This is a genomic window from Micromonospora sp. NPDC049366 (genome assembly GCF_044466625.1).
In the GTDB taxonomy this organism is placed as follows: Bacteria; Actinomycetota; Actinomycetes; order Mycobacteriales; family Micromonosporaceae; genus Micromonospora.
Genome location: NZ_JBITMV010000015.1, coordinates 104,001 through 130,717 on the forward strand (window position 1 = coordinate 104,001; position 26,717 = coordinate 130,717).

Here is a 26,717-nt window from a genome sequence, read left to right on the forward strand (position 1 = left end):
GATCACGGCCGGATCCGGACCGCGCCGGTCAGTCCCGAGCCGGAGCCAGGCCGGCGGCGGTGAGCGAGCGGCGCACCGCGGGCTGCACCCGGGTCAGCCGCAACGGCACCCCGGTCCGCGCCGCCGCGTCCCGACCGGCCATCAGCGCGGCGATGCCGCCGGCGTCGAAACCGCCCGCGCCCACCAGGTCCACGACGACCTCGCTCGGCTGGCCGGTGACCGCCTCCAGCATCGCCCGGCGCAACTGGTTGGCGCCGTCGCGGTCCACCTCGCCACCGACCTCCACCACCACCCGGTCGCCGTTGTGCCGCACCGAGATCCGGGCCTTCGCCGGCTCGGACTCGGCCGCGCCGTTCTGCCACGGCGGCGGGGCGTCGGCGAGCATCGCCTGGCGCAGCCAGGTGAGCGCCCGGGAGAGCAGTCGGGACACGTGCATCTGGGAGATCCCGAACCGGGCGGCGATCTCCGCCTGGGTCTGGTTGCCGTAGAAGCGCATCGCCAGGATGCGCCGTTCGCGCCAGGGCAGCCGGTGCAGCAGGCCGCTGACCGTGACCCGGTCGTCGACGGACTCCAGCGCGTTGTCCGACTCGCCCACCAGGTCGCCGAACTCGGCGGAGCTCTCGCCGCCCACCGGGGCGTTCAGCGACGCCGGGCTGTAGCCCGCCGCCGACTCCAGCGCGGCGAGGATCTCCTCCTCCGGCGTCTCCAGCCGCTCGGCCAACTCGGCCACCGAGGGCGCCCGGGACAGCTCACTGGTCAACGCGGCGGTCGCCTGCCCCACCTCGAGGATCAGGTCGCGCAGCCGGCGGGGCACGTGCACGCCCCACGTCCGGTCCCGGAAGTGCCGCTTGATCTCGCCGACGATGGTGATCGCCGCGTACGCGGTGAAGGAGCCCCGTTCCGGGTCGTACCGGTCGACGGCGTTCACCAGCCCCAGCCGGGCCACCTGCTCCAGATCCTCCAGCGGCTCACCCCGACCCCGGTATCGGCGGGCCAGCCGGCCGGCGAACGGCAGGGCGAACCGGACCAGGTCGTCGCGGGCCTCCTGCCGCCGTTCGGGTGGCAGCGCGGCGATCCGCGCCGCGTACGCCAGAGCGGCCGCGTCGAGGTCCTCCAGGCCCCGTTCGGTGGGTGGTGGTGTGCTTGTGGTGGTCTGTCCGAACATCCGCGCCTCCCTCAGGAAGGTCCCCCGCCCGGATTTGGGAAACCGGTCGTGCGCGTGGTCAGGCCACGCACCGGGCCGGAAGTGGGTTACGTGACTGGGACGCCAGCGGGCGACGACACCGCAGGCTGCAGGGCGTGATCAGGCCGTAGCAGCCAGCGATGTTCCCGCTCCGTAGGTACTCAATCACGGGACCCCGGGTTCGCGAGGATGTTTCGGTGTGCTGCCCTCAAGAGACGAGCAACCCCTGGTGGGTGCCGCTGTCGCGGAGCACCTCGATGGCCTCGGCGGGGGCCATCGGAGGCGGTACGGGCAGGTCGTACGGCTGGGCGCGGAGAACCTCCGTGGCCCGCCGGGTGGGCACCGACGTCACCGGGTAGCCCCGCGCGGAGGTGCGGTCCAGGGCGCGACGCCGGCCACCGAAGCCCGCCACCGCCAACCACTGGGGCAGCCCGGCGAGCGCGGGCGAGCGGACCCCGGGCGGCTCGGGCAGCACGTCCACGGAGGTGAACGGCTCGCTGCCGGCGAGCCACCACTCGACCCCCTCGACGCTGCGCCGCGTCGCGTTCTCACACCAGTACGGCACCAGCCCCGCGCGCACCACCTGCCACGGGTCCAGCAGCCGGCCGCACTCCACCACCAACCGGTTGCCGGTCTTGCCGGCCGCCCGCAGCCACCGCCGGTACAGGTCCGCGACCGCCGCGCTCAGCGCCTCCGGCCGGGGCGAGAGAACCCGGTGCAGCCGACGTCCCGCGCGGGCCGCGCAGTCCCGGGCGCTGAGCTCGAAACCGGACTCCACACCGTGTTCGGCGTAGCCCGCCGCGGAGGAGACCTGCGGCGGCTCCCACCGGGTGGCGTCCCCGCCCGCCGAGCGGAGCACCTGCCGCAGCGCGTGGCTGTCCGGGTGGAAGTCCACCGGGTCCAGCCCGCTGCCCGGGCAGCCGACCTGGAAGCTGTGCCCCGGCCCGGAGTCGAGCACCGGCCAGGTCCGCGCGTCCCGCAGCAGCAGCACCGGCGCGCCGGGCGCCAGGCGGTCGACCAGGAACCGCCGGTACGCGGCGGGCAGGGTGCTCCAGCGGGCCGTCAGGGAGACCGTGACGCCGGCCAGCGCACCGCGGCTGGCCGGGCAGTGCACCTGGCGTACGTGCAGGTCGTCGTTGCCGGCGAGCAGCCGCCCGGTGAGCGCCGCCCCGTGGTCCAACGCGCCGCCGGGGCGGTCGACACCGCCCTGGGCCCAGTGCACCGTCATCTCGAAGCCCGCCGGCAGCCAGGGCATCCCCAGGGCGACCGCCAGGTGCGCCGCGGCACCGTGCGGCGAGCCCAGCACCACGCCCGGGTAGCTGCCGCGCCCGTACTGGTCGACGAACCACCGGGCCACCCGCTCGGCGTCGACCTCGGCGGTCTGCCCGGGGGTCAGCGCCACGCGGCCGGCCGCCCGGGTGACCGCCGCGCGGCGGACCGGCTCGGGCGCCCCGGGGAACCGGGACACCGGCCCGGTGTGCCCCAGGTCGGCGCAGTCCGCGCCGCGCAACGCGCGGGCCGTGGCGGCGACCAGGACGCGGGCCGTGCTGCCGGCCGACACGATCCGGTCGCCGGCCAGACCGGCGCCGTCGGCCATGAGCCCCTCGCGCACCGTGTGCACCGGCTCCACCTTGCCTCGATCGCTCACCACGCGGCCCGGCTTCCCGTCCCGATGCGGTTCAAACGGGCCGTCACCCACCCGGCGGGATCAATCCGCAGGTCGGTGGCCCTTCGCCGGTCACGGGCGATGGCGGCGCCCGTGCCCGCCTCGGGGCCCGCCGTCCCGCCCGGCCGGATTCACCCCGCCTGCCCCCGGGCCCGGCCGCCCCGCGGACGGACGTGGCGGCGCCCCCGGTCGGGGCACCGCCACGTGACACTCCGGTGGTCCGCTCAGATGAGCTCCTCCGCCGCCAGGGACAGCCGGCGCTCCAACCGCTCCCGGACCCGCTGGCTCGGGTCGCCCTCGGCGAACACGCTGCGCAGGTCGGCGAAGGCCGGCTCCGGCGGCGACAGCGGCACGGCCGGGTCCACCACCGCCTCCAGCACCGACGGCCGGTCCGCGGCCAGCGCCTCGTCCCACGCCGCGCCGACCAGCTCCGGCCGGTCGACCCGGACGCCGTGCAGGCCCAGCAGCCGCGCCCAGCCGGCGTACGGCACGTCGGGGCGGCGCTGCGACGCGTCGGTGACCGGCTGCCGCCCGCCGCCGACCCCGGAGTGGTCGCGGTTGTTGAGCACCAGCACCACCAGCCGCGGATCCTCCCACCGGGACCAGTGGTGCGCCACCGTGATCAGCTCGGCGAGGCCGTTGAGCTGCATCGCGCCGTCACCGACCAGCGCGATGACGGGCTGGTCCGGCGCGGCGAGCTTCGCCGCGACCGCGTACGGGAGGGCGCAGCCCATCGAGCCGAGCGTGCCACAGAGCTGCGCGTTGACCCCGGGTGGCAGCTCCAGGTGGCGGGCGTACCAGTAGAGGACCGACCCGACGTCCACCGCGATCGCGCCGGTGCGGGGCACCCGGGTGGACAGCTCCTGGAGGACCAGCTGCGGGTTCACCGGCTCGGCCGGCGAGGCGGCCCGATCGGTCACCTCAGCCCGCGACCGGTCCACCGAGTTCTCGACAGTGGCCCGCCACCGCGGGTTCGGCCGGTCGGGCACCCGGTCCAGCAGGGCGCGCAGCGTCTCGGCGGCGTCGCCCACGAGCGGGACGTCGACCGGGTAGCGGCTACCGATCCGCCGGCCGTCGATGTCGATCTGCACCGTCCGGACCTGGCCGGGCATCGGCAGATAGTCGACCCACGGGTCGTTCGTGCCGACGAGCAGCAGCGTGTCGCAGCCGCCCATCAGCTCCGCCGCGGCGCGGGTGCCGACCTCGCCGACCACTCCGGCGTGGTACGGCAGGCGCTCGTCGAGGACCGGCTTGCCGAGCAGCGAGCAGGCCACCCCGGCCCCGAGTCGGTCGGCCAGGGCGATGATCTCGTCCTCGGCGCCGCGCCCGCCCTGCCCGACCAGGATCGCCAGGCGCTGGCCGGCGCCGAGCAGCTGGGCGGCGGCGGCCAGGTCCACGTCGTGCGGCAACACCCGGGCCAGCGGCTCACCGGGAGTCGCGGCGATGACGCCCCCGGCGTACGTCTCCATCGCCGGCACGGCGGCCTCCTGGAGCTGCCGGGGCAGCACCACGCAGACCGGGCTGCGGGTCGCGGCGGCGGTCCGGAACGCCTGGTCCAGCAGCGCCGGCACCTGGCCGGGGCTGCGGCCGTACCGGACGAACTGGTTGCACACGTCGGCGAACAGACGGCTCAGCCCGATTTCCTGGTGCGCGCCGCCGAGCGGTCCGGAGACGTCCTCGCCCACGATCGCCACCACCGGTTTGCTGTCCAGCTTCGCGTCGTAGAGGCCGTTGAGCAGCTGCACCGCGCTCGGCCCCTGGGTGGCGAGGCAGACCCCGATGCCGCCGGTGAACTTCGCGTGCCCGGTGGCCATGAACGAGGCGGCCTCCAGGTGCCGGGCCGGGATGAACGCCGGTTCCCCGCCGGTGCGGTCCAGCGCCGCGACGATCGGGGCGATCGCCTCCCCCGGGTAGCCGAACGCCCGGGGCACCCGCCAGGCGAGCAGCCGGTCGACCACCAGGTCGGCCACGGTCCGGTCAGCCATTGCCGCGCCCGGGCGTGCTCGCGTCCGCGTAGCGCAGCACGGCGCCGACACCGTCGACGAGGTCGGGCGCCTCGTCCGGGCCGAGCACCGCCAGTTCGCAGTCGGTGCCGACCAGCGCCCGCACCAGGGCCGCGTCGGCGCGTACCCGCTGCGGGTCGGCCACCGACATGGCGGCGAGCTGCCCCGGGTCGACGGCGATCTCGGTGGCCTCGGGGCCGATCCACAGCTCGCCGTTGGCGGACGGGTCGTCGACGATCAGCATCGTCTCGACCTGGCCGCGCTGCAGGGCGGTGACGACCGCGTCCAGCCCGGCGCCGATGTCCTCCTGCATGCCGAACCGGTCCAACGCCGCGGTGATCCGCTGGTCGGCGACCTCGGCGATGGTCTGCACGGTGAGGTCGTCGAGCCGGGTCTGGTCGGCCCCGCCGGCCCGGGACCCGGCGTCCGTACGCACCACCAGGTCCTGCCAGCGCTCCGGCATCTGCGCGGCGATCATGCCGGTGGCGCGGACGTCGCCGGCCACCACCACCACGTCGGCGCCGACCTTCTCGGCCAGCTCGACCGTGGCCGCCGTGACGTCGCCGGCGTTGTGGTGCCACGCCTCCATCGCGGCGCGCTGGTAGCGGGACTGCGACCAGCCGCCGGGCTGCACCCGGCGCAGCTGGAAGTCCTCCCGCCCGACGATGTGCGCGCGGCGCGGCACGCCCCCGGCGCTGACCGCCATCGCGTCGGCGCCGGTGCGGTCGGCCAGCACCCGCACCCAGGCCACCTGCTCGCCGCGCTGCGCCAGCAGCGGCATCACGTGCGGCAGCGGCGCGTACGAGGCGAGGTCGCGCAGCGGTGGCGCGGACAGGTACTCGGTCAGCACCACACGACCGGCGGTGGCGAACGCGGCGAGGCCGTAGTCCCCCGCGATCGGATCGTGGCCGCGGATCACCCGGTCCAGTGCGGCGACCGTCGGCTCGTCGGCGCCCTGGTCGACCAGTTGGCCCTGGAGGGCCCGCCAGCGCAGGTCCAGCGCCGGGTGGGCGTCGTGCGTGTCGGCGGACGCGTCGAGGTACACCGAGCACCACGGCCCGGGGCGGTCGTAGAGCGGGCGCAGGAAGGACAGCTGCATGCTCGACCCCTTTCCAGCTCGGCCCCCCGCTTACCCGTGCCGTCCCGGAGTTCACCTCGCCGTACGTGAGGGCGTGACCAGGTTTCATTCACGCCGTTCAACGCCCACCGCCGATACCATCAGTGAACGGATCAGGACTCTCGGTGGTGGTCATGGACAGCGGACTCGATACCCGGCGGATCGTGCATCCCTCGGAGCGCATCGTCACCGGCCGGGTCGTCCGGCTGCTCGACGGCTACTCCCGCGAGGTCTCGGTCGGCCAACCCGTGCTGGTCGCCGTCCTCGCCGCGGCGGGGGTGGCGGGGCTGCTGATGATGCTGGTACGCGCGGTGCTGCCCGGCCTCTCCGGCGGCAGCCGGCGGCGCTGGAAGGACCTGAAGAAGGGCCCGGAATATCTGGTGACCCCGCTGCGGCTGCGCGACAAGGCGGGCCGGCTCTGCGAGGTCGAGCTGCACGGTCACCTGCCGCAGAGCGCCCTGCACCCCGCCGACCACGTGCAGATCACGGTGCGTCCCCAGCGGGACCCGGAGCTGCCGCCGCGGATCGAGCGGATCGTCAACCTCACCACGGGGCAGCTGCTCACCCCGCGCACCGCGACGCTCTGGTCGCACCTCGGCCCGCCGCTGCTGCTCCAGGCCACGCTCGGCGCGCTGCTGCTGCTCGTCGTCGCCGCCTGGTCGGCGCTGGGCTGAGGCGGCGACCGCCCGTCAACCGACGGGGGTGGGTTCGCGTCGCGTCGGGGCGCTCGTCGCGCCGAGCATGCCCCGGCGGTGGGCCCAGCGCTCGAAGACCAGGGTGGCGAACGGAGGAACCGCGCAGGCCAGCGCGACGCCGGTCGCGAGCAGGCTCCACCGGTGCCGGCGGGCCACGGCGAGGACCAGCAGCAGGTACACGACGAAGAGCGCGCCGTGGACCGGTCCGAAGATCTTGACACCGAGCTCGTTGGCGGGCGGGCCGTACTTGACGGCCATGCCGGCGAGCAGGCCCAGCCAGGAACAGGCCTCGGCGATCGCCGCCCCGACGAACAGCCTCGTCACCCTGTCGCGCATCGACACCCCACCACCTCTCGGGCGGCCATGGTAGCGAAGCCGTCGGCGCGTACCGGCGGAAACCGGCCGGCGGCGACGGGGATCACCGATGCCTCGGCGGGGTAGAGAAAGGGGCTGACGGCTCTTCCCCCGCTTGCGCGCGCGTGCGAGGTTTAGGGGAACCAGCGGTGACAGGGTGGTGACCATGGGCGAAGAAGTGGGCGCGCGGACCTTCAGCCGTGAGGACCGGGCCCGCTACCGGGACAAGGTGCGCCGTTGCCTGGACGTCTTCGCCGAGATGCTGCGGGAGTCCCGCTTCGACGTGGACCGCCCGATGACGGGCCTGGAGATCGAGCTCAACCTGGTCGACGACGCGTCGCAGCCGACCATGCGCAACGCTGACGTGCTGGCCGCCGTCGCCGACCCGAGTTTCCAGACCGAGCTGGGCCAGTTCAACGTGGAGATCAACGTGGCGCCCCGCCGGCTGACCGGCACCGGGACCGCCGAGTTCGAGGAGCACGTACGCGCCAGCCTCAACGCGGCCGAGGAGAAGGCGCGCGCCATCGGCGCGCACATGGTGATGATCGGCATCCTCCCGACGCTGCGGGCGGCGCACCTGACCGCCGGCACGCTCTCCGCCAATCCCCGCTACGAGCTGCTCAACCAGCAGATCTTCGCCGCGCGGGGCGAGGACCTGCGGATCGCGATCAACGGGGTGGAGCGGCTGGCCGTCACCGCCGACACGATCACGCCGGAGGCGGCGTGCACGAGCACGCAGTTCCACCTGCAGGTGAGTCCCGCCCAGTTCGCCGACTACTGGAACGCGGCGCAGGCCGTCGCCGGCGTGCAGGTGGCCCTGGGTGCCAACTCGCCACTGCTGTTCGGTCGGGAGTTGTGGCGGGAGACCCGCATCCCCCTGTTCCAGCAGGCCACCGACACCCGCTCGGAGGAGATCAAGGCGCAGGGCGTCCGGCCACGGGTCTGGTTCGGCGAACGCTGGATCACCAGCGTCTTCGACCTGTTCGAGGAGAACGTGCGCTACTTCCCGGCGCTGCTGCCGGTCTGCGACCCGGAGGACCCGGCCGAGGCGCTCGCCTCCGGCGGGGTGCCCAAGCTCGCCGAGCTGCGGCTGCACAACGGCACGGTCTACCGCTGGAACCGGCCGGTCTACGACGTGTGGCGCGGCCGGCCGCACCTGCGGGTGGAGAACCGGGTGCTGCCGGCCGGGCCGACGGTGCTCGACACCATCGCCAACGGTGCCTTCTACTTCGGGCTGGTCCGGGCGCTGGCCGAGTCCGACCGGCCACTGTGGTCGCAGATGTCGTTCAGTGCCGCGGAGGAGAACTTCACCAGCTGCGCGCGGCACGGCATCGACGCCCAGGTCTACTGGCCGGGCCTGGGCTACCTGCCGGTCACCGAGCTGGTGCTGCGCCGGCTGCTGCCGCTGGCCCACCACGGGCTGGACCGCTGGGGTGTGGACCCGCAGGAGCGTGACCGTCTGCTCGGCATCATCGAGCAGCGCTGCCTGACCGGGCGCAACGGCGCGACCTGGCAGGTGGGGACGCTGCACCGACTGGAGTCGGCCGACCACCTGGACCGGCCGGCCGCGCTGGCCGAGGTGGTCCGGCACTACGTGGCCCTCATGCACAGCAACCGTCCGGTCCACGAATGGCCGCTGCCGTGACGACCGACGGGGTGGTCAGTGGCGCGACGGCCGACCCGCAGCCCCCTGCCGGGCGTGCCCGTCCTCCCGGTCGATGCGCAGTTCCCGTTCGAGTTCGGCGATGACGGCCCGCAGGTCGTCCAGTCGCTGCGTCAGCGCGATGCGGTCCACCTCGTCGGGCACCCCGTCGCCGTCCTCGTCATAGCCGGGGGCCAGCCGTTCGGTCATCTCCAGCCGGCGCGCCTCCTCCATCGAGTTCACGATGACCGCGATGAGGATGTTGAGCAGCAGGTTGACCGTGATGATCACGTAGCTGACGTAGTAGAGCAGGGTCCACGGCGACACCTCCATGCCCTGCGCGATCAGGTCCGGCAGCGTCTCCAGGGACAGCAGCACGAAGAGCGTGAGCAGCGACCGTCCGATGTCGCCGTACTGCTCCGGGTTGCTGTCGGCGAAGATCAGCCAGCCGGCCATGCCGTAGACGTAGAGCGTCACCACGGCCAGGGCGAGGAAGCCGGCGACCCCGGGGAGGCTGCGCAGCAGCGCCGCCACGATCGTCCGCAGGCCCGGCGAGAAGCGGACCAGCCGCAGCACCCGCGCCACGCGGACCACGCGCAGCAGCGCGGGATCGCCGTGCAGGCCGGGCAGGAAGATCGCCGCGGTGACCACGAAGTCGAAGACGTTCCACCCGTGTCGGAAGAAGTCCTGTGGGCGGCGCCCGTGGGCCAGCACGCGGACCACGATCTCGGCCACGAACGCGACCCGGAACGCCACCTCCAGCCCGCGCAGCAGCGGCACCGCCGACCCCAGGTGCCGGTAGGTCTCCAGCCCGAGCACCACCCCGTTGGCCAGGATGAGGACGATGATGGCGATCTCGAACGGTCGGGAGCGGACGGTGCGGGCGCACCACTGCGGCAGCCCCGGCCGTCCGGACGCCGACGCCTCGCCCCGCCGGGGAGCGGGCACGATCGGACGCCTCACCGGCCCGTGCACCCCGCCGTCGGCACCCCGGTCCCGCGGCGCTGCGCCTGCGACGTCACCGACGAGGGCTCGGCGGGCACCATCGGGCCCTGGGGTACGACGCGCATCGTGCCAGCCTAACGACTGCCCCCGGTCAGACGGTGAGCACGACCTTGCCGCAACCGTCCTGTCGGAGACCTCAGCGGTGACACGGATCGCCGATGTCCAGGCCGCTGAGGTAGCGGTCGTACGGTGCGGACGGCTTGGGCATGCCGACGAGCCCGCAGAGCGTATCCCGCCACGCGCCCAGATCCACCGTCGAGGCGGTGAGCGAACCGTCGGAGGCAAGAGTGACCAGGTTCCGCCCGGACGCCATTGTCATCCGCACGTCGCCGCTCCGCCGAAGGGTCCAACTGCCGGCGGGCTCGGCGGTACCGGTGTCCCAGAACCGGAGCACGACCTCGGCCCCTGTCTTGACCGGCTGCACGAGCAAGCGGTCGTCGTGACTGAACGTCGCCGGATCGCCGGCCGTCCCCGCCAATCCCTCGACCAGGTCGCCGCTCTCGACGTCGACTATGAACAGGCGTCCATCGCTATCGATCAGAGCGACCTTGTCGCCGCGTGCACTGATGGTGACATCGTCGCCCAAGGTGACCGCTGACGAGACCTGCAAAGCCCGCACCCTCTGCAGCTTGCCGTCGGTCCAGCGCCAGACCTCGATGGTACTGGTACCGGAGTCCATGAACGCCAGAGTCAAACCGTCGTCACTCAACGCGGCGGTGTGAGTGACGATCCCCTCCGCCCCCACCTTTCGGACCGTCCAGTCGCGCGTGTCGACAAGCAGCGGGCCGTCATTCCCGAGGACGATGATGTGAACCCCGTCGCCCAGGAATTGGACCCCGCCATCGGCATGAAGCGGCACGCCGTAACCGAGAGGGGTCTGATCTCGCCCGATCTGCTCACCGGTCCGGAGGTCCCACATCGTGAGTCGTGCCGTGTACTGCGGCTCGCCCTCGTCGAGGAGGACAGCTCGGGTCCCGTCGTGGGTGGTCCCGATCGCGTCGTGCCTCGGATCGAACTCAACGGGAAGACTACCCAGCCGTCGGATACCGGCATCGTCGTCTGGCCCCGTCCATACCTCGGTGGTCGAGCCGACGCGGCGCAGGGCGAGCCGCCCGTGGTAGGTGAACTCGTCCGGCTTCGGCGCCACGGTCTGCACGGCCCGGTTGGCGTGCGACACATCGGCGTCGAAGAGGGTCACCGCACCATCGAGTGTCCCTACAGCCACCCACCGACCGTCGCCCGACGCGGCGATACTGGTGGCGGACCAAGCGAACGAGCCGAGGGGCACCTGGGACCGCAGGGCCGGGTCGTAGACGTCAACGATTCCGCCACGAGCGCCCACCACCCGTGCGGGGTTGTCAGCCGGCAGCGCCGCCAGCAGCCCGCCGTGGCGGTCGATCCCCTGCCTCCGTCCCGCAATGAGGTCCCAGAGCTCGGTCCCGCCATCGAGGTCAGTGCTGATCAGCGCACGACCGTCTGGAGAGAGCACGGTCAGTCTCTCCTCGTCCTTGATGTGATGTGGCTTGCCGACGACGCTCCACGCTCGGCTATCGGGCGCAAACCGACGGAGTCGACCTGTTTCCCAGGCAAGCAGGCGGTCCCGGTCATCGAACGCCACCTGCTCCGCACGGCTCGCACCCTCAATCAGGGGCGCGCCGGTCTGGGCGTCCCAAATCGCGAGTTGGCGATCTTCGGTGCCAGAGGTGTGGAACGTGGCTGCCAGCCACCGACCACTCGGTGAGAAGGCGACGGCCCAGAGCCCATCTGCGGCGTTGGGCAGCTCCGTCGGGTCGCCGGCTTGCAGGGTCCGCAGCCGCACCGCACGCTGCACGTCCCAGACTTCGATCTGATTGGGCCAGACCTCGATCGCCAGGAGCCGGGCGTCCGCGCTGAAGGCGAGCCAGCCGCTACCCATCGGCAGGGACTCGGTGTCCAGGCTGCGCTCGACGCCCGTGCCGATGTCGTACAGGTGGACCACCGGGTCGGACTCGTAGAGCGAGTAGTAGGCCATCATTGCACCGTCGCGGCTGATCGCCACCTCTGTGGATAGCCCTCCCGCGGACCCCTGGTACCCCGCCACGGCGCTGGAACCACCACGCAGGTGTCGTACGACGTGCTGGTTGGCCTCCATCGCGGCCGCGAGGGCCCGCACGGATTCGCTGGTCGGCTGGGCGGCGTGGGAGTACAACGCGAGCTGGGCGGCGACGCGTGAATCCTGGTCGGACAGCTCAAGCGACCGGGCCGCCATCGCCTGAGAGGCGGATGTGCGCGCACGATCCAGTGCATCGTTCTTCTGCCGCACGGCGACGAAGGAAACGACCACGACGATGGCCAGGAGGACCGAGAGCACGGTGAGGGCGCCGCGGCGTATCCAGGTGATCTTCCGGTGCTGACGGACGTCCTCGCTGTCGAGGTCGTCCTTCGTGCGCCCGTGCAGGGGCGCGGCGAGAGTGGCGACCGCGTCGCGGAACTCGCTCTGTCGCAGCGAGTACTTCTCACCGATCCGGACCTCGGCGAGATCGACCCAGAGCGGCTCGGCCGTAAACGTCCCACGCAGTGTGGGCGGGAGAGCATCGGTGCGTGACCAGTCGAAGTCATTGGCGTCCGAGTCCCAGACGAGGGATCCGGCGCTGACCGCAATGAGCAGGCGCTCCATGGGCCGGTTGGCCACCCAGAAGTCGATCTCCTTGCGGACCCACCGCGACGCCGCCGCCTCCGGTGAGGCGAGGTAGATGAGGTACCGGCTCTCCCGGAGCTCAGCCAAGATCGAAGACCACAGGTCGTGGTTGGCCGACAGGCTCGTGGTGTCCCGGAACACGCGGATAGCCGAGCGCCGGGACCACGGGCGCGCAAGGTCCTTGAGGCCGTGCTCGAGGGCCCTCGCGAGCTGCTTGTCGCGCTGATGGCTGTACGAGATGAAGGCGTCGCGCTTGATGAGCGGACCTTTCTGCCACTGTCCCCGACCGGTGAGGTCGGATCAACTGCCCAGGGTGAGCCCGGCGGCGGTCAGCCGGCGTTGCGCGGAGACGGCAACCGGCCCTGATCGGTCGACGCCATATCAGGACGAGGGAGCTGACCGCGCAACAGCGCGTCGGCGGTCTCGTCGCTCATGCCGGCCAGTTTCCCGAAGCCCAGTACGTACGAACGCAGCCGTGTCTGCATGGCGGCCAACTCGGCACGACACTCGCTGTTACGCGGCCACTCCTGCTCGGGTCGGTCAGGCGACTCCTGCTCCCATGCCTGCAACTCCGGGTGCCAGCGCGAGAGGAACGGGGCGAGCTCGTTGTTCACCATCGCGAGCGCGAGATGCTCGACCGACGGGGCGGCGCCGACGTGCCGGCCCGGCTTCACCTCGTCGAGGATCTGCCGGGTGAACAACACCAACGCATGCAGCGAGGACAGGGCCTCCCGCAGCCGTCCGGTGCCCGGTGCCAGGGGCCGTATCGCCACCCGGCTCGTCATCTCCTTGAACAGCCGCCAGGCGACCTGTTGTGTGTCGCGGGTGAGCACGAAGTTCAGCTCACTCAGCTGAGGCACGGTCACCTTCACATCGGTCAGCCGGATCCCACCTGCGCTGTACGCGTGCACCACCACGGCGGCCACGGCGCCCGCAGTCGCCCCGGCGAGGACAAATAGGCTCTGCCCCTCGAGCAGACTGGCGTAGTAGATGGCCACGCCAACTGCGGCACCGACGACGAGGCCCACTACTATCTTGAGCCACCACAATCGACGCATGCCGCCCCACCCGCTTCCCGTGACACAGACGTCGCCCGCATCGGTTTCCAGCGGTGCCATCCAATCACGACGGAGCGTGTCCGGCGGGTACGCCTCGACGGGTCAGACGGTGAGCACGACCTTGCTGCACTCGTCCTGCTTCTTCTGGAAGATCTTGTAGCCCTTGGCGGCGTCCTTGAGCGGCATGCGGTGGCTGACGATGAACGACGGGTCGATCTCGCCGCGCTGGATCCGCTCCAGCAGCGGGCGCGTGTAGCGCTGCACGTGGCACTGTCCGGTCCGCATGGTCAGCGACCGGTTCATGAACGAGCCCATCGGGAACTTGTCGACGAAGCCCCCGTACGCGCCGACCACCGAGACCACGCCGCCGCTGCGGCAGGCCAGGATCGCCTGGCGCAGCGCGAAGGGCCGCTCGGTCTCCGCGCGGACCGCCTGCTTCGCCCGGTCGTACGCGTAGATGGCGGCGTTGCCGTGGTGCCCCTCCAGGCCGACCGCGTCGATACACGCGTCCGGTCCACGGCCGGCGGTCATCTCGTTGAGCGCGTCCAGCACGTCGGTGTCCTCGTAGTTGAGGGTCTCCGCGCCGGTGTGCTCCCGGGCCAGCGCCAGCCGGTACGGGTACCGGTCGATGACGATCACCCGGTCGGCGCCGAGCAGGCGGGCGCTGGCGGCGGCGAGCAGACCGACCGGGCCGGCACCCCAGATCGCGACCACGTCGCCGGGCGTGATGTCGCACATCTCGGCGCCCATGTAGCCGGTCGGCAGGACGTCGGCGAGCATCACGGCCTGCTCATCGGTCACCTCGTCGGGCACCTTCACCGGGCCGACGTCGGCGAACGGGACGCGGGCGTACTCGGCCTGACCGCCGGCGTACCCGCCGAGCAGGTGGGAGTAGCCGAAGATGCCGCCCGGCGAGTGGCCCATGATCTTCTCGGCGATGCCCGCGTTCGGGTTGGAGTTCTCGCAGACCGAGTAGAAGCCCCGCTGGCAGGAGTTGCAGTGCCCGCAGGCGATCGGGAAGGGCACCACCACCCGGTCGCCGGGGCGCAGGTTGCGCACCTGCGGGCCGACCTCGACCACCTCGCCCATGAACTCGTGACCGAGAATGTCGCCCTTGCGCATGGCGGGGATGTAGCCGTGGTAGAGGTGCAGGTCGGAGCCGCAGATCGCGGTCGTGGTGACGCGTACGATCGCGTCGCGGGCGTTCATGATCTTCGGCTCTGGCACGTCGACGACCTTGACGCTGTCCTTGCCCATCCAGGCGGTGGCCCGCATCGTCCCTCCTCCTTCTCGGGTCAGCGCCGGTGGCCGTTCGGCAACGGCTGGGCGGGGCGCTGCATGACCTGCTGCCGCACCGAGATGCCCTCCGGGCTGCCCTCGGAGCGGACGACCTCGCCGGTCTCCAGCACCTGCTTGAAGCGCCGCAGGTCGTCGCGGACCTGCTGCTCGGGTTCCTCGCCGAAGAGCTTGGCGACCGCCCGACCCAGCGCCCCGGCCGGCGGCGCGTAGCCGAGCTGCACGCGTACCTCCGTGCCCCGGTCGCCGGGGGCGGGCACGAACCGGACCCGGCCGGCGTTCGCCACCCGGGTTCCGGGCAGCGAGCGCCAGGCGATGGAGCGGTTCGGCTGGTCGTCGACGATCTCCGCGTCCCACTCGATCCGCCGTCCGGCCGGCCCGCGGGCGGTCCACCGGGACCGCCGCAGGTCCTCGGCGCGGACCGACTCCAGGTGCGACATGAACCGGGGCAGGTTCTCCACGTCCCGCCAGAAGCGGTACGCCTCGGCCGGTGACCGGTTCACGGTCACCGCGAGGTCGACGCGGATCATGCGGTCCCGGGCCCGGCGGGCGCGAACCGCGGCGACGGCGGCGAGCACGTCGATCGCGGTGATGCCGGCGATCGCGGCGGTCGTGAGGGCGACCCGGCGGCGCCGCTCGCCCCGGCGGTCGGCGAGGGCGCGGGCGAGCAGAGTCAGGTCCATGGCGTCGCCCGCCACCCGGGTCCACGCCCAGCCGGCGGTCCGGCGGCCGGCGACGAGGCCGGCGCCGTGGGCCAGTTCGCGGGCACCGACGGCGGGGATGATCGTCCGGGCGGCGGGCGAGTCGTCCACTCCGGTGAGCCGGGCGAGCGGTCCGGTCGCGGCGATCGCGCCCGCGCCGAGGGCGAGGCTGACCCAGCCGAGCGCACGGGCGAGCCGGGGCTCGCGGCTCGGGTCGTCCAGCTCGGGCAGCAGCACTCCGTCGATGCGGTTCACGTGGGTCCCTCCGCTGCGGGCGGGGCCGCCGGTCCCCCGGCGACCTGGCGGTGACGCCGCCACCGTGACGCTATGCCGTACGACAGGTCGACGTGCCCGGTTCGAGGGAGAACATCCCGGCTCGACCGGGCGCGCCGTCGGGATCGGCGGTGAACCGCTCGCACGCGTGCGGGTGACGGCGCCGGAGATGAGCGCGATACCGGTCCGGGCTCGCGTCCACCTGCCCTAGCATTCGCCGCATATGCCTGACTTATCCGGTCGTCGGCCACTTTCACGCGTGGAGGGAAGATGGCACGCACCCGCACCCTTCGGACCCTGGTGTCCGTGGTCGCCGCCGTGGTCGCCCTCAGCACGCTCGGGCCGGGCTCGACCGGTGCCCCACCGGCCTCCCGGCCGACCGGGGCGGACGACAGCGCCCCGGCGGGGTCCCCACCCCACGGCGAACGACCCGCACCACCCCGCCCGCCGGAGGAGCCGCGGCCCCCGCTGATCCCGGCGGACTTCCGCGCCACCGGCCGGTACATCGTCCGGGACCTCGGGGTCGACGTCCCGTTCATCTGGCAGGGGCGCGGCGGCGACAGCCAGATGACCGCCGGCGGACCGGACCACCCGATCTGGTTCACCAACCTGATCTACCGGAACACGCTCTACACCCTCACCTACAAGTGGCCCAACATCCCACTGGATCCGCCGCGCCCCTGCGACCGGGTCGGGTTCGTCAACCGGCAGATGCTCAACGACGTCCTGAAGACCTCCCGCTACGTCGGGCCGGAGATTCTGCAGGGCAACCGGAACCGCCAGGTCGACCACTGGCGGGTCGGCGTCGTCGGCGGGTCCACCGTGCCGGGCGAGCAGTTCCGGTTCCCGATCGCGCTGGGCGACGTCTACGTCGACCAGCGCGATCCGAGCCGGTGGTGGCAGGGGTTGCAGTTCGGGTTCCAGAACCTCTTCGACCCCGCGCTGGACGAGTGGTTCACCCTGTCGACGTTCACCCACCAGCCGGGGCTGGTCACGCTGCCCGACCGGTGCCCGCCGCCCCGGTGAGCGCCCCGGGTCCTCAGAGTTCGCCGCGGGCCATCCGGATCAGCCGGTCGAGGACACGGCCACCGCTGGACCGCAGGCCCTCGTGCTCGTACTCGTTGGTGATCCAGGTACGCAGGCCGCGCACCGCCCCGGCGGTCGCCAGCGAGTCGGCGGTGTCGACGTACATGTCGTCGTGGTAGACGGCGGCGACCACCGGCACCTCGTTGCGGGCCAACTGCGCCGGGTCGTACAGGTCCGGCCACTCCTCCCGTCGCGCCAGCAGGTCCGCGACCTCCCGCAGCGGAGCCAGCGCCGGGTCGGTCGTGAACATCCACGGGTAGATCATCTCGCCGGTCAACAGCACCGGCCGCTCCTGCGCCAGCGCCACGTCGACGTCGAAGCCCGGGAACTCGGCCCGCACCGCCTCGGCCGCCCAGCCGGTGGCCGCCGGAGACACCGAACGCTGGCCGTAGATCGACTCGTGCAGGACCGCGTAGAGCGGGGCGCTCGCGTACGAGAGGTGCCCCTGGACCTGGGCGAGGAACGCGTCGGACAGCTCGTCGCCGGCCAGGAAGGCGTCCTCGATCAGATAGTGCAGCGTGTGCGACCCGCTGCCGGTGCCGAGCATGTTGCCGAGCGCCTGGAACGCCTCGGCGCTCAGCAGCCCGCCGCCGGGCAGCCGGACCTCCCGCTCCCGCAGGTGCCGCACGACGGCGCGGACCGACTCGACGTCCTCCGGGTAGCGGGCGTAGTGGGCCTCGACCTTCCGCTGCACCCGGGGGTACGCGGCCCGGTAGACGTCCGTCGCCGTGCTGCGCAGCCCGGCGAGGCCACCGGTCACGAATGCCTCGCGAAGCCCCTGCGGCGCGTACGACAGGTAGGTGAGGGTGCAGAAGCCGCCGTAGCTCTGCCCGAGCACACTCCACTTCTCATCCTCGCCCAGCAGCTCCCGCCGGATCAGCTCCGCGTCCCGCACGATCGAGTCGGCCCGGAAGTGCGCCAGGTAGTCGGCCTGCGCCGCCGCGTCCCCGCGACGTGGCAGCGTCTGCCGGTTCGCCGGGGTGGAACGGCCGGTGCCCCGCTGGTCCAGCAGCAGCACCCGGTAGTCGTCCAACGCCCGGCCCAGCCAGCCGCCCCGGCCCTCCGGGCGCGGTGACCGGTTGCCCGGACCGCCCTGCAGGAACAGCAGCCAGGGCAGCTCGTCGTGCTCCCGGCCGACGGCCACGACCTCCCGGGCGTACACCTCGATCTGCTCACCGCCGGGATCGGCGTGGTCGAGCGGGACGGCGAAGCGGTGGTCGGTGAGGACGGTGCCGGGCTGGCGGTAGGTGGGCACGGGTCGCCTTTCGGACGTGCTGGCCTGGGACGTCGGTCAGCTTCGGCGCTCGGCAAGCACCTCGCCGAACAGGGCGAGATAGCTGTCATGAGCCAGGGACAGGTCGTTGAGCGCGTCCGCGGTGAACCACGCGACGGCATCGTGTTCGTCGGGCGCGGCGTTGATCGGCGTACCCGTCCACGCGTCGATCAGCCAGATCCGCATGTCGAACGTCGCGGCGTGAACCTCGTGCACGGGTGGACCCGATGGCGCCGCGACATCGATGCCCAACTCCTCCCGAAGCTCCCGCGCGAGTGCCACGCCGGGCAGTTCCCCGGGCTCCACGTGCCCGCCGGGCATGTCCCAGACGTCGGGATACCAACGACGCCGGGGAGATCGGTGACACAGCAGTATCCGATTGCCGTCGCGCAACAAGCCGGTGACGATGCGCGCCCTGGGCGAGCCCGCCGCGGAGTTCGACACGGGCACATCTTGCCACCGGTCGTCGCCGACGGTCGTGCCCTGTCTCGGTCGCCGACGCCCGGAGGCCTCGGTCGCACGTCGGAGCCGTCCGCCGGGCGGACGCGGGCCGCGGCGGCTGGGCCGCGGATCCGCGTGGTGCCCGGTGGACGGCTCCGACCTGGAGTGGTGGTGACGGATCAGGCCGGGAAGACCTCCGCGTGGGTCAGCCCCGCGTCGCCGTGCCTCCAGTCGACGACCGCGATCGCCACATAGCGCCCGGAGGCCTGGACAGCGATGTCGGATTCCTGGCGCGGACGTGGGACGGAGGCGACCTCGACGTAGTCGAGGCCGTCGGCGGAGACCGCCACGGTGACCGGCCGGCGCCGACCGGGGGTCCAGGTCAGCCGGAGCGAGGCGAGATCCTGGCGGGTTCCGAGGTCGATCACCATCCGGCCGGTCGGGCCGGGTTCCCAGGCGGTACGCGGGTCGCCGTCGACGGCCGCCGACGGGTCGGTCATGCCGGCCGGCAGCGGCGACGTCGGGTAGGTCGTCCGGGATCGGGCGAGGTCGCCGGTCGGCGTCACCGGCGCGCCGGTGAACTCGACGTCGCGGCTGTGACCAGCGGGTACGGTCACCTGACGGGTGGCACCGCTGGCGGTGCACTCCACCTGCACGTGCACCTTCTCCGTGGCGGGTGCGGTGACGGTGAGGTGGTGGGAGTCGGTGACGACGAACCGGGTGCCGGCGGGGATCGCCTTCGCGGGCCGTACCGCGGTCGCGGTGAACCGGGGCGGCTCGACGCGTGCGGTGGCGGCGGCGAGGTCGACCTGGTAGTCGGTGGTGCCGGATCCGGTGACCTGGCTCCCGCGGTACAGGCGCGGCGTCGTGGGTTGCGGGAGCGTGACGGTGGCCGTCGTGATGTCCACGTCGGACAGGTTGAACAGGCTGAGATATCCGTCCGCGTCACTGACCCGCAACGCCTCCGGACCGCCGCTGGGCAGCGCACGGGACGCCGCCGCGGCCAGGGCCGAGTGGTTCGCGTCCGCGTACCCCTCGACGATCAGCCGGGTGCTGCCGGCGGCAGGTCCGCTGGAGAGGGTGACGTTGGTGCCGGTCACCGTGATCGGGTTCTGGCCGTTGTGGACCACCAGGCCGGCACGCCCGTCGACGTCCAGCCAGGAGCCGGCGATGGTCGGGCGGTCGGGCACCACCGCCGCGTCGCTCCAGGTGACGCCGTCGAGCGAGGTCTGGATGACGTACCGGGTGCCGTAGGCGGCCTCCCAGTCCAGGCGTACGCCGCTGATGTCCGTCGGCGCACCGAGGTCGACGGCGAGCCAACTGTCCGGGCGGGCGCGCTCCTCGCGAGCCACCGCCCAGCGGGTTCCGGCGTTGCCGTCGGTGGCGTTTCGTGCGGGGTAGGTCGGGTCCGCCGACGAGGCGGTGGTGGGTCGGCCGGTGGCGAGGTCGACGCCGCGGGCATCGAGCACGGCGAGCGCGAACAGCGAGTAGCCGTACTGGGTGGCGGGGGTCTGACCGAGCATCCGCACGTGGCGGGCCGGCCGGGGCGGGAAGCTGATCTGGTCGGTCCCGCCGTCGCCGAGGCCCGACTGTCCGGCGAGGGTGACGGACCCCTGCGCGCCGGTGAAGGTGCGGGTGCCGGTGAGCCCGGGCACGCCGGGCATGTCCAGGTTGAACAGGGTGAGCGCGCCCTCATCGGCCGCGATGCCGGTGGTGGCGTACACGACCGTGCCGGTGGGGAGCGTGACATATCCGGCGGTGCCGCCGGCGACGCGCAGGACGGTGGCGGTGGCGTCGACACCGTCGCGGGCCACGGTGTACGCGGCGGAGGTGCGGCCGAGGACCGGCGCGGACTGCCTCGGCAGCAGCGACGCGGCCCGCGTGTCGAACAACCAGTTGTCGTGGGCCGGTGCCCACAGGAACGACACGAACCCGGTCTTGCTGACCGCCGCGGCAAAGGCGGTCGCGGTCTGCTGGGCGGTCAGACCGGCTTGTTCCCCGAAGTCCCGGGTGCCGGCGGCCGCGGTGAAGAACGTGGTGCTGTCGACCGGCTGAACGACACCGCCGTTGGCTGCCCGCCAGGCGTGGAAGAGGTAACTGATCGCGACCTCGGCCCGTGCCTCGGGCTCGTACTTCGGTTCGCCGCTGAACTTGGTGAGCCGGTCCTCGGGCGGGTAGTTCAGGTAGGGCATGAGCCGGTCGGCCAGGTCCGCCTCGGCCCGGGCCGCGTGCCGGTCCCCCTGGACCTGCGCGAGGAAGGCCAGCGGCAGAACGTCGCGGCCGTACAGGTGGTAGCGGTCGGCGACCATCGGCATGAACGGTTCACCGGCGTCGCTGGCCATCAGTCGCATGGTCCGCCACAGCTCAGCCCCGTTGGGCTGCCGAACGAGGGCCTCGGGGAGTGGCTGGCCGGCGGTCAGGAAGTGCGCGGCGGTGCGGCCCGCAGTACGCCAGAGTTCCTCCTGGTAGTGCGGCCCGAAGGAGCCGTGGTTCTCGACCAGGAAGGAGTCGTAGATGTTGTGGGCGGTGTTCCACTGCGCGACCGTCCGCCCGTCGATGACGGCCGGGTTGGCCCGGTCGGCCGGGGGCAGCCCGGTCGCGTTGATCGTCCACGTCAGGAACCGCTCGCGCCACCCGGCGGCGCGGTCGTCGTCCGCCGCCCAGGCCAGGCCGGGCGCGATCGCCTGCGCGTAGACGCCCATCTCTTCGAGCTTGGTGTCGCCGATCCACCCACCGGTCAGGCGGTTCGGCGTCCAGTCGCCACTGAGCGGGTCGTCGGCGGTGCCCAGGTCGGTGGCGTAGGCGGCCTGCCCACGGGCGATGCGGTCGACGTTGTCGCGGGTCGCCTCGTCCAGGTCGGCCCAGAGCAGCCGTGCGGCCAGGATGAAGTACAGCTCGAAGGTGCTGTCCCAGAAGAGCCGCTGGCCCCACTCGGTGCCGCCGGTGAGTCGGTTGGTGGCCGCGTACCGTCGGATGGTGGCGATGGTGCGGCTGTGCAGGGTGTCCCGGTCGACCCCGGCGGCTGTCGCGTCGTATCCGGGCGAGGTGAGCAGGACGGCGTTGCCGAGGACGACGGCGAAGCGGAAGTCCGCGAGCCGGTACGCGTTGATCGCCGGATCCCACTGCTGCTCGGACCATCGCGTGTGGGCGAGCAGCAGCGCGTGGTAGGTGGCGGCGACCGGGCCGGTGGCCGCCACCGGGGGCTCGGGCGCGACCGGCGCTGCCTGGGCGCTGCCGGCGGGCGAGGTGATGACGAGGCCGCCGCCGATGGCGCCGGCGAGGATGAGGAGTCGCCGGCGACTCAACTCGAAATCGGACATGCGTGCGGCCCCGCCCTCCCAGTTGACAACGTTGTCTCGGCCTCCACAGGCTCTGATGATCTTCTCCGGTTGTCAAGGGGCGGGCGAACCGTCGCCGCATGGTCGTCCACCAAGACGGCTGCGCCTGCGCCCCACCCGCCGCTCCAGCCTGTACTGAGCGGCGACCATCACGCCGCCCCGGACACATGACCCGCCGTCACCCGTGTCGTACGGGGTCGCCCGCCTTGATCGTCCCGCCGACGATCACCCGGGCGTTGAGGCCGCGTAGTCGCAGTCGCTTCCCCTCCTCGGACCAGACGATCTTGTGGGCGTCACGTCCGAACCGGGCGGCGAACTTGGCACAGCCGTTGTGCGGCTGGTCGGTCACCTCGATGACGGCCCGGTCGCCGATGGCCAGGCGTGAACCGGCTGGCAGGGCGTCGAAGCTCAGGTCGAGATCGACGTAGAGCTGATCCCCGGCGAGCGCCCAGGCGTCACGATCGGGACCGGCGATCAGCTCGACGAAACGGGAGTTGATGACGTTCAGCTGCATGTCGGGGTGCGGTGCCCGGTCGGTCGTCCGTGAGCTGGGACGTTGACTCCAGCTGTCGCCGACCAAACCCGCGACGGGGTCCAGCTCGGCGACGGCCAGCACCTCGCGGGCGTCGACGGCGGGCCGGCGTACGGCCAGCGCCAGGGTGCCGACACCCCGTGGGGAGTGCCGCACGAGGTGCAGCCCCTCCGTGATCTCGTCCATGGAGCGATGGCGCACGGTGATGGGATCGTCCATGGATCCGACTGTGGGCCACGCACGCCAGCCCGGTCCAAACACTTCTCGGAACCCGGGACCCCGGCGTTCGTCGCGGACACCCTCCCTACAGCGCCACGATCGCCGCCGTCTCCGCCGGCAACTGGATGCGGTCGCGCATCACGGTGACCCCTTCGCCGGTGGCGAGCAGCACCTGCCGGGCCACCCCCGGCAGCGAGATCCCCTGCGCCCGGCCGGCCAGGTTGGCCACGACGAGCGTGTCGCCGCGACGCATCACCAGGAACTGGTCGCCGGTCTGCACGCTCACCTCGCTCAGCCGGGGGTCGGTCAGGTCGGGCCGGCTCTTGCGCAACGCGATCAGTCGCCGGTAGAACTCCAGCATCTCCCGGTGGTCGGGCTTGTCCAGCTCGGCCCAGTCGAGCCGGGACCGGGCGAACGTCTGCGGGTCCTGCGGGTCGGGCACGTCGCCCTCGGGCCAGCCGTGCGCGGCGAACTCCCGCCGCCGCCCGCTGGCCACCGCGGTGGCCAGCTCCGGCTCCGGGTGCGACGTGAAGAACTGCCACGGCGTGCTGGCCGCCCACTCCTCCCCCATGAACAGCATCGGGGTGAAGGGCGCGGTGAGCAGAAGGACGGCTCCCACCCGCAGCAGCGCGGGCGAGAGGGTGGCGGAGATGCGGTCGCCGGTGGCGCGGTTGCCGATCTGGTCGTGGTTCTGCAGGTAGGCCACGAACCGGTGGCCGGGCGTGCGCTGCCGGTCGACGGGACGGCCGTGGTGCCGGTTGCGGAAGCTGGACCAGGTGCCGGCGTGGAAGAAGCCGCCGGTGAGCACCTCGGCGAGCGTCTCCAGGGAGCCGAAGTCGCCGTAGTAGCCCTGCCGTTCACCGGTGAGCAGCGTGTGCAGGGCGTGGTGGGCGTCGTCGTTCCACTGGGCGTGCAGGCCATAGCCGCCCGCCTCACGCGGGGTGATCAGCCGCGGGTCGTTGAGGTCGGACTCGGCGATCAGCGACAGCGGCCGGCCGAGGTGCGTGGAGAGCGCCTCGACCTCGATCGCCAGCTCCTCCAGCAGCGGCACCGCCCGGGTGTCCGGCAACGCGTGCACGGCGTCGAGCCGCAGGCCGTCGACGTGGTAGTCGCGCAGCCACATGAGCACGCTGTCGACGATGTAGCGGCGGACCTCGTCGGAGTGCGGGCCGTCGAGGTTGACCGAGCGGCCCCACGTGTTGCTCTGCTCGGCCAGGTAGGGGCCGAACCGCGGCGCGTAGGCCCCGGAGGGCCCGAAATGGTTGTAGACGACGTCGAGGATCACCCCCAGCCCTTTGGCGTGCGCCGCGTCGATCAGGCGTTTGAGCCCGTCGGGGCCGCCGTAGGGCTGGTGCGGCGCATACCAGCAGACGCCGTCGTAGCCCCAGTTGTGCTCACCGTTGAAGGCGTTGACCGGCAGCAGCTCGACGAGGTCGACGCCGAGCGAGACCAGGTGGTCGAGGCGTTCGACGGCCGCGTCGAAGGTGCCCTCCGGCGTGAAGGTGCCGATGTGCAGCTCGTAGAGGACGCTGCCGGGCAGCTGCCGGCCGGTCCACGCGCCGTCGGTCCACTCGAAGGCCGCGTGGTCGTAGAGCCGGCTCGGCCCGTGCACCCCGTGCGGCTGCCAGGCCGAGCGGGGGTCGGGCAGCGGGAGGTCGTCGTCGTCGAGGAGAAAGGCGTAGTCGGTGCCGGGGCCGGCGTCGGGCACCTCGGCCCGCCACCATCCGCCCGGGGCGGCGGTCATCTCGTGGTCGGCGGCACCGGTGAGCCGGAGCCGGACCCGGGCGGCTTCGGGCGCCCACACCGTGAACTCGGTCATGACGCAGCCTCCACGGACTCGGTGGTGGGAGCCAGCAGCGCGACAGGGTAGGTGGCCAGCAGGTCGGCCAGACGAGTCTCCCCGCCACTGTAGACCCGACCGGTGAACAGGTCGGTCAGGTTGTGAACAGGAAGCGACAGGATCGTGTCGCGCCACCCACCGTCGCGGGCCAGGCGCAGCGGCAACCGGGTGGCGATCGCGACGGCCCCGCCCCGGTCGAACGCCACCGCGTGCGGCCCGGCCGGCCCGCGCGCCGCCACCGGCCGGTAGCCGGTGAACAGGTCGGGTCGGTCGCGGCGCAGCCGCAGCGTCCGGGAGACCACGAGCAGCTTCGCCGCCCCGCCGGCGTCGACCGGGGGCTGCCAGCCCGCGTCGAGCCGGGCCAGCAGCTCCCGGCGTACGGCGAAGTCGACCGGGCGGCGGTTGTCCGGGTCGACCAGCGAGTTGTCCCACAGCTCGGTGCCCTGGTAGGTGTCGGGCACCCCGGGCAGGGCGAGCTGCACGAGCTTCTGGCCGAGGGAGTTGGACCAGCCGGCGGGGGTGATCTCGTCGGCGAACGCGGTCAGCTCGGCGTGCAGCCGGGGGTCGTCGTACAGGCGGTCGACCAGGGCGTGCATCGCGCGCTCGAAGACCGGGTCGGGGTCGGCCCAACTGGTGGAGACCGACGCCTCCCGGGCGGCCTTCTCCACGTACGCGTGCAGCCGCTCCCGGGGTATCGGCCAGGCGCCGACGGCGGTCTGCCACAGCAGGTGCGCGAAGGCCGGGTCGGGCAGCTCGGTGGCGGCCATCCATCCGGTGACCCGCTGCGCCCACTCGCGCGGCAGCTCGCTGAGCACGGCGAGCCGGGCCCGGACGTCCTCGCCACGCTTGGTGTCGTGGGTGGACAGGGTGGTCATCGCGGCGGGCCAGCGCACCGCGCGGGCGGCGACGAAGCGGTGGAACTCCGCCGGCGGCACGCCGAAGTGGGCGGGGCTGCCGCCGACCTCGTTGAGAGCGACGAACCGGCTCCACCGGTAGAAGGCGGTGTCCTCCACCCCCTTGGCCATGACCGCGCCGGTGAGCTGGGGGAAGCGTCGGGCCAGCTCGTCGTCGGGGTCGCGCAGGCGGCGGGTGACCGCGTCCAGCGCGGCGGCCAGGTCGGGGCGGCGCCGGCCGGCCTCGGAGCGGGCCACCGCGAGGTGCCGGGCGCCGTGCGGCGGGTAGCCGCGGTAGACGGGGAAGGCGGCGGCCAGCTCGGCCAGCGCCACCCGGGCGGCCGGCGGGTCCACCTCGGGGGCGAGTGCGGCGAGCCGGGTCAGCTCGGTGGCGAGCAGCCGGGTGGCGGCGGCCAGCTTGGTGTCGTGGGTCAGGTCCTCGAAGGACGTGTGATGCCCGACCAGCCGGGTGTCCAGGGCGGTGAAGTCGCCCTCCGCGGCCGGGTCGACGAAGAGCCCGCAGACCGCGGCCAGCGCCTCGTAGCCGGTGGTGCCGTCCACCGGCCAGTCGGGCAGCTCCTCGCCGTACTCCAGGATCTTCTCCACGACCAGCCACCGACCCGGCGCGGCGGCCCGCAGCCGGGCCAGGTAGCCGGCGGGGTCACGCAGCCCGTCGGGGTGGTCGACGCGGATGCCGTCGACGTCGCCGGCCTCGACCCAGCGCAGGATCTCCGCGTGGGTGGCGGCGAAGACCGCCGGGTCCTCCACCCGCAGGCCGGCCAGGTCGGAGACGGCGAAGAACCGGCGGTACGTCAGCTCGGTGTCGCCCCGGCGCCAGGAGACCAGCTCGTAGTGCTGCCGGTCGTGGACGTCACGGGCGGTCCCGCCGCCGGTGCCGTCGGCGATCGGGAATCGGTGCTCGTGGTAACGCAGCTCCCCGTCGACGAGCTTCAGGTCGGCCAGGGCGTCGTCGGTGTCGGCGAGCACCGGCAGCAGCAGCCGACCCCGATCCCAGTCGATGTCGAACCACTCCGCGTAGGCCGAGGACCGTCCCCGGCGCAGCACGTCCCACCAGGCCGGGTTCGCCGCCGGCACGGCCACCCCGGCGTGGTTGGGCACGATGTCGACGACCAGGCCGAGCCCGGCGGCACGCAGCGCCCGCAGCAGCCGCTGCCGGCCCGCCTCGCCGCCGAGTTCCGGGTTGACCGCCCGGTGGTCCACGACGTCGTAGCCGTGCGCCGAGCCGGGGGTGGCGGTGAGCAGCGGCGCGCTGTAGAGGTGGGTCACGCCGAGGTCGGCGAGGTAGCCGGCGAGGCCGGCGGTGGCGTCCAGGTCGAAGCCGGGGCGGACCTGGACCCGGTAGGTGGCACCGACCCCGGCCACCGTCGTCGTCGTGTCGTCGGAGTGAGGGGGCACCGACATGGC

General features: G+C 72.8%; 19 protein-coding genes. 3 read left to right on the top strand and 16 right to left on the bottom strand.

Annotated features, from left to right (window positions below):
* Positions 1–28: 28 nt before the first annotated feature.
* From ACIBTV_RS21630 to ACIBTV_RS21645, 4 genes are all read right to left on the bottom strand, one after another.
* Entirely contained in the window at positions 29–1,165 is a 1,137-nt protein-coding gene (locus ACIBTV_RS21630; RefSeq protein ID WP_396707429.1) for a SigB/SigF/SigG family RNA polymerase sigma factor, read from the bottom strand.
* Between the two features lie 226 nt (positions 1,166–1,391).
* On the bottom strand, positions 1,392–2,780 hold the full coding sequence (locus tag ACIBTV_RS21635; RefSeq protein ID WP_396707620.1) for a hypothetical protein: 1,389 nt from the start codon (positions 2,778–2,780) through the stop codon (positions 1,392–1,394).
* Between the two features lie 293 nt (positions 2,781–3,073).
* A complete protein-coding gene (locus tag ACIBTV_RS21640; RefSeq protein ID WP_396707431.1) occupies positions 3,074–4,834 on the bottom strand; it encodes a thiamine pyrophosphate-dependent enzyme in 1,761 nt (586 codons plus the stop codon).
* Entirely contained in the window at positions 4,827–5,951 is a 1,125-nt protein-coding gene (locus ACIBTV_RS21645; protein WP_396707432.1) for a Vms1/Ankzf1 family peptidyl-tRNA hydrolase, read from the bottom strand. Before ACIBTV_RS21645 ends, ACIBTV_RS21640 begins: the two co-directional genes overlap by 8 nt.
* A 143-nt stretch (positions 5,952–6,094) precedes the next feature.
* Here ACIBTV_RS21645 and ACIBTV_RS21650 point away from each other — a divergent pair, with 143 nt between their 5' ends.
* Positions 6,095–6,643, top strand: coding sequence for a hypothetical protein (locus ACIBTV_RS21650; RefSeq protein ID WP_396707621.1), 549 nt, complete (start codon positions 6,095–6,097; stop codon positions 6,641–6,643).
* Positions 6,644–6,658: 15 nt separating this feature from the next.
* On the opposite strand, the gene ACIBTV_RS21655 is transcribed toward ACIBTV_RS21650, so the two are convergent.
* Positions 6,659–7,000, bottom strand: coding sequence for a DUF3817 domain-containing protein (locus ACIBTV_RS21655; RefSeq protein ID WP_396707434.1), 342 nt, complete (start codon positions 6,998–7,000; stop codon positions 6,659–6,661).
* 184 nt (positions 7,001–7,184) lie between these two features.
* Between ACIBTV_RS21655 and ACIBTV_RS21660 the strand changes: the two genes are divergently transcribed.
* The gene (locus ACIBTV_RS21660) at positions 7,185–8,663 is read left to right on the top strand and encodes a glutamate--cysteine ligase (RefSeq protein ID WP_396707436.1); all 1,479 of its coding nucleotides are present in this window, start codon (positions 7,185–7,187) and stop codon (positions 8,661–8,663) included.
* 15 nt (positions 8,664–8,678) lie between these two features.
* On the opposite strand, the gene ACIBTV_RS21665 is transcribed toward ACIBTV_RS21660, so the two are convergent.
* From ACIBTV_RS21665 to ACIBTV_RS21685, 5 genes are all read right to left on the bottom strand, one after another.
* Positions 8,679–9,608: an ion transporter gene (locus ACIBTV_RS21665; RefSeq protein ID WP_396707437.1), complete on the bottom strand. Its 930-nt coding sequence runs from the start codon at positions 9,606–9,608 to the stop codon at positions 8,679–8,681.
* Positions 9,609–9,801: 193 nt separating this feature from the next.
* A complete protein-coding gene (locus tag ACIBTV_RS21670) occupies positions 9,802–12,600 on the bottom strand; it encodes a TIR domain-containing protein (protein WP_396707623.1) in 2,799 nt (932 codons plus the stop codon).
* A gap of 71 nt (positions 12,601–12,671) precedes the next feature.
* Positions 12,672–13,460 (bottom strand): hypothetical protein, encoded by a 789-nt coding sequence (locus ACIBTV_RS21675; RefSeq protein ID WP_396707439.1) that lies wholly within the window; start codon positions 13,458–13,460, stop codon positions 12,672–12,674.
* A gap of 42 nt (positions 13,461–13,502) precedes the next feature.
* A complete protein-coding gene (locus ACIBTV_RS21680; protein WP_396707441.1) occupies positions 13,503–14,675 on the bottom strand; it encodes a zinc-dependent alcohol dehydrogenase in 1,173 nt (390 codons plus the stop codon).
* 20 nt (positions 14,676–14,695) lie between these two features.
* Complete coding sequence (locus ACIBTV_RS21685; RefSeq protein ID WP_396707443.1) at positions 14,696–15,652, bottom strand: SRPBCC family protein; 957 nt, start codon at positions 15,650–15,652, stop codon at positions 14,696–14,698.
* Between the two features lie 288 nt (positions 15,653–15,940).
* Here ACIBTV_RS21685 and ACIBTV_RS21690 point away from each other — a divergent pair, with 288 nt between their 5' ends.
* A complete protein-coding gene (locus tag ACIBTV_RS21690; RefSeq protein ID WP_396707445.1) occupies positions 15,941–16,696 on the top strand; it encodes a hypothetical protein in 756 nt (251 codons plus the stop codon).
* 13 nt (positions 16,697–16,709) lie between these two features.
* Here ACIBTV_RS21690 and ACIBTV_RS21695 read toward each other — a convergent pair whose 3' ends face one another.
* The 6 genes from ACIBTV_RS21695 to treY form a co-directional block, all read right to left on the bottom strand.
* A complete protein-coding gene (locus ACIBTV_RS21695) occupies positions 16,710–18,011 on the bottom strand; it encodes an alpha/beta fold hydrolase (protein ID WP_396707447.1) in 1,302 nt (433 codons plus the stop codon).
* 36 nt (positions 18,012–18,047) lie between these two features.
* A complete protein-coding gene (locus tag ACIBTV_RS21700) occupies positions 18,048–18,473 on the bottom strand; it encodes an NUDIX domain-containing protein (protein WP_396707449.1) in 426 nt (141 codons plus the stop codon).
* Positions 18,474–18,649: 176 nt separating this feature from the next.
* Entirely contained in the window at positions 18,650–21,790 is a 3,141-nt protein-coding gene (locus ACIBTV_RS21705) for a discoidin domain-containing protein (protein ID WP_396707451.1), read from the bottom strand.
* A gap of 196 nt (positions 21,791–21,986) precedes the next feature.
* Positions 21,987–22,559: an MOSC domain-containing protein gene (locus tag ACIBTV_RS21710; protein WP_396707453.1), complete on the bottom strand. Its 573-nt coding sequence runs from the start codon at positions 22,557–22,559 to the stop codon at positions 21,987–21,989.
* An 85-nt stretch (positions 22,560–22,644) separates the two neighbouring features.
* A complete protein-coding gene (gene treZ, locus ACIBTV_RS21715) occupies positions 22,645–24,378 on the bottom strand; it encodes a malto-oligosyltrehalose trehalohydrolase (RefSeq protein WP_396707455.1) in 1,734 nt (577 codons plus the stop codon).
* Complete coding sequence (gene treY / locus ACIBTV_RS21720; RefSeq protein WP_396707457.1) at positions 24,375–26,714, bottom strand: malto-oligosyltrehalose synthase; 2,340 nt, start codon at positions 26,712–26,714, stop codon at positions 24,375–24,377. The genes treZ and treY overlap by 4 nt, the downstream gene beginning before the upstream one ends.
* Between the last annotated feature and the right edge of the window lie 3 nt (positions 26,715–26,717).

Bases quoted from the DNA above. Each gene is read 5' to 3' on its own strand.
- ACIBTV_RS21630 (WP_396707429.1), bottom strand. From the start codon at position 1,165: ATGTTCGGACAGACCACCACAAGCACACCACCACCCACCGAACGGGGC.
- ACIBTV_RS21635 (WP_396707620.1), bottom strand. From the start codon at position 2,780: ATGGCCGACGGCGCCGGTCTGGCCGGCGACCGGATCGTGTCGGCCGGC.
- ACIBTV_RS21640 (WP_396707431.1), bottom strand. From the start codon at position 4,834: ATGGCTGACCGGACCGTGGCCGACCTGGTGGTCGACCGGCTGCTCGCC.
- ACIBTV_RS21645 (WP_396707432.1), bottom strand. From the start codon at position 5,951: ATGCAGCTGTCCTTCCTGCGCCCGCTCTACGACCGCCCCGGGCCGTGG.
- ACIBTV_RS21655 (WP_396707434.1), bottom strand. From the start codon at position 7,000: ATGCGCGACAGGGTGACGAGGCTGTTCGTCGGGGCGGCGATCGCCGAG.
- ACIBTV_RS21660 (WP_396707436.1), top strand. From the start codon at position 7,185: ATGGGCGAAGAAGTGGGCGCGCGGACCTTCAGCCGTGAGGACCGGGCC.
- ACIBTV_RS21675 (WP_396707439.1), bottom strand. From the start codon at position 13,460: ATGGCACCGCTGGAAACCGATGCGGGCGACGTCTGTGTCACGGGAAGC.
- ACIBTV_RS21680 (WP_396707441.1), bottom strand. From the start codon at position 14,675: ATGCGGGCCACCGCCTGGATGGGCAAGGACAGCGTCAAGGTCGTCGAC.
- ACIBTV_RS21690 (WP_396707445.1), top strand. From the start codon at position 15,941: ATGGCACGCACCCGCACCCTTCGGACCCTGGTGTCCGTGGTCGCCGCC.
- ACIBTV_RS21705 (WP_396707451.1), bottom strand. From the start codon at position 21,790: ATGTCCGATTTCGAGTTGAGTCGCCGGCGACTCCTCATCCTCGCCGGC.
- ACIBTV_RS21710 (WP_396707453.1), bottom strand. From the start codon at position 22,559: ATGGACGATCCCATCACCGTGCGCCATCGCTCCATGGACGAGATCACG.
- treZ (WP_396707455.1), bottom strand. From the start codon at position 24,378: ATGACCGAGTTCACGGTGTGGGCGCCCGAAGCCGCCCGGGTCCGGCTC.
- treY (WP_396707457.1), bottom strand. From the start codon at position 26,714: ATGTCGGTGCCCCCTCACTCCGACGACACGACGACGACGGTGGCCGGG.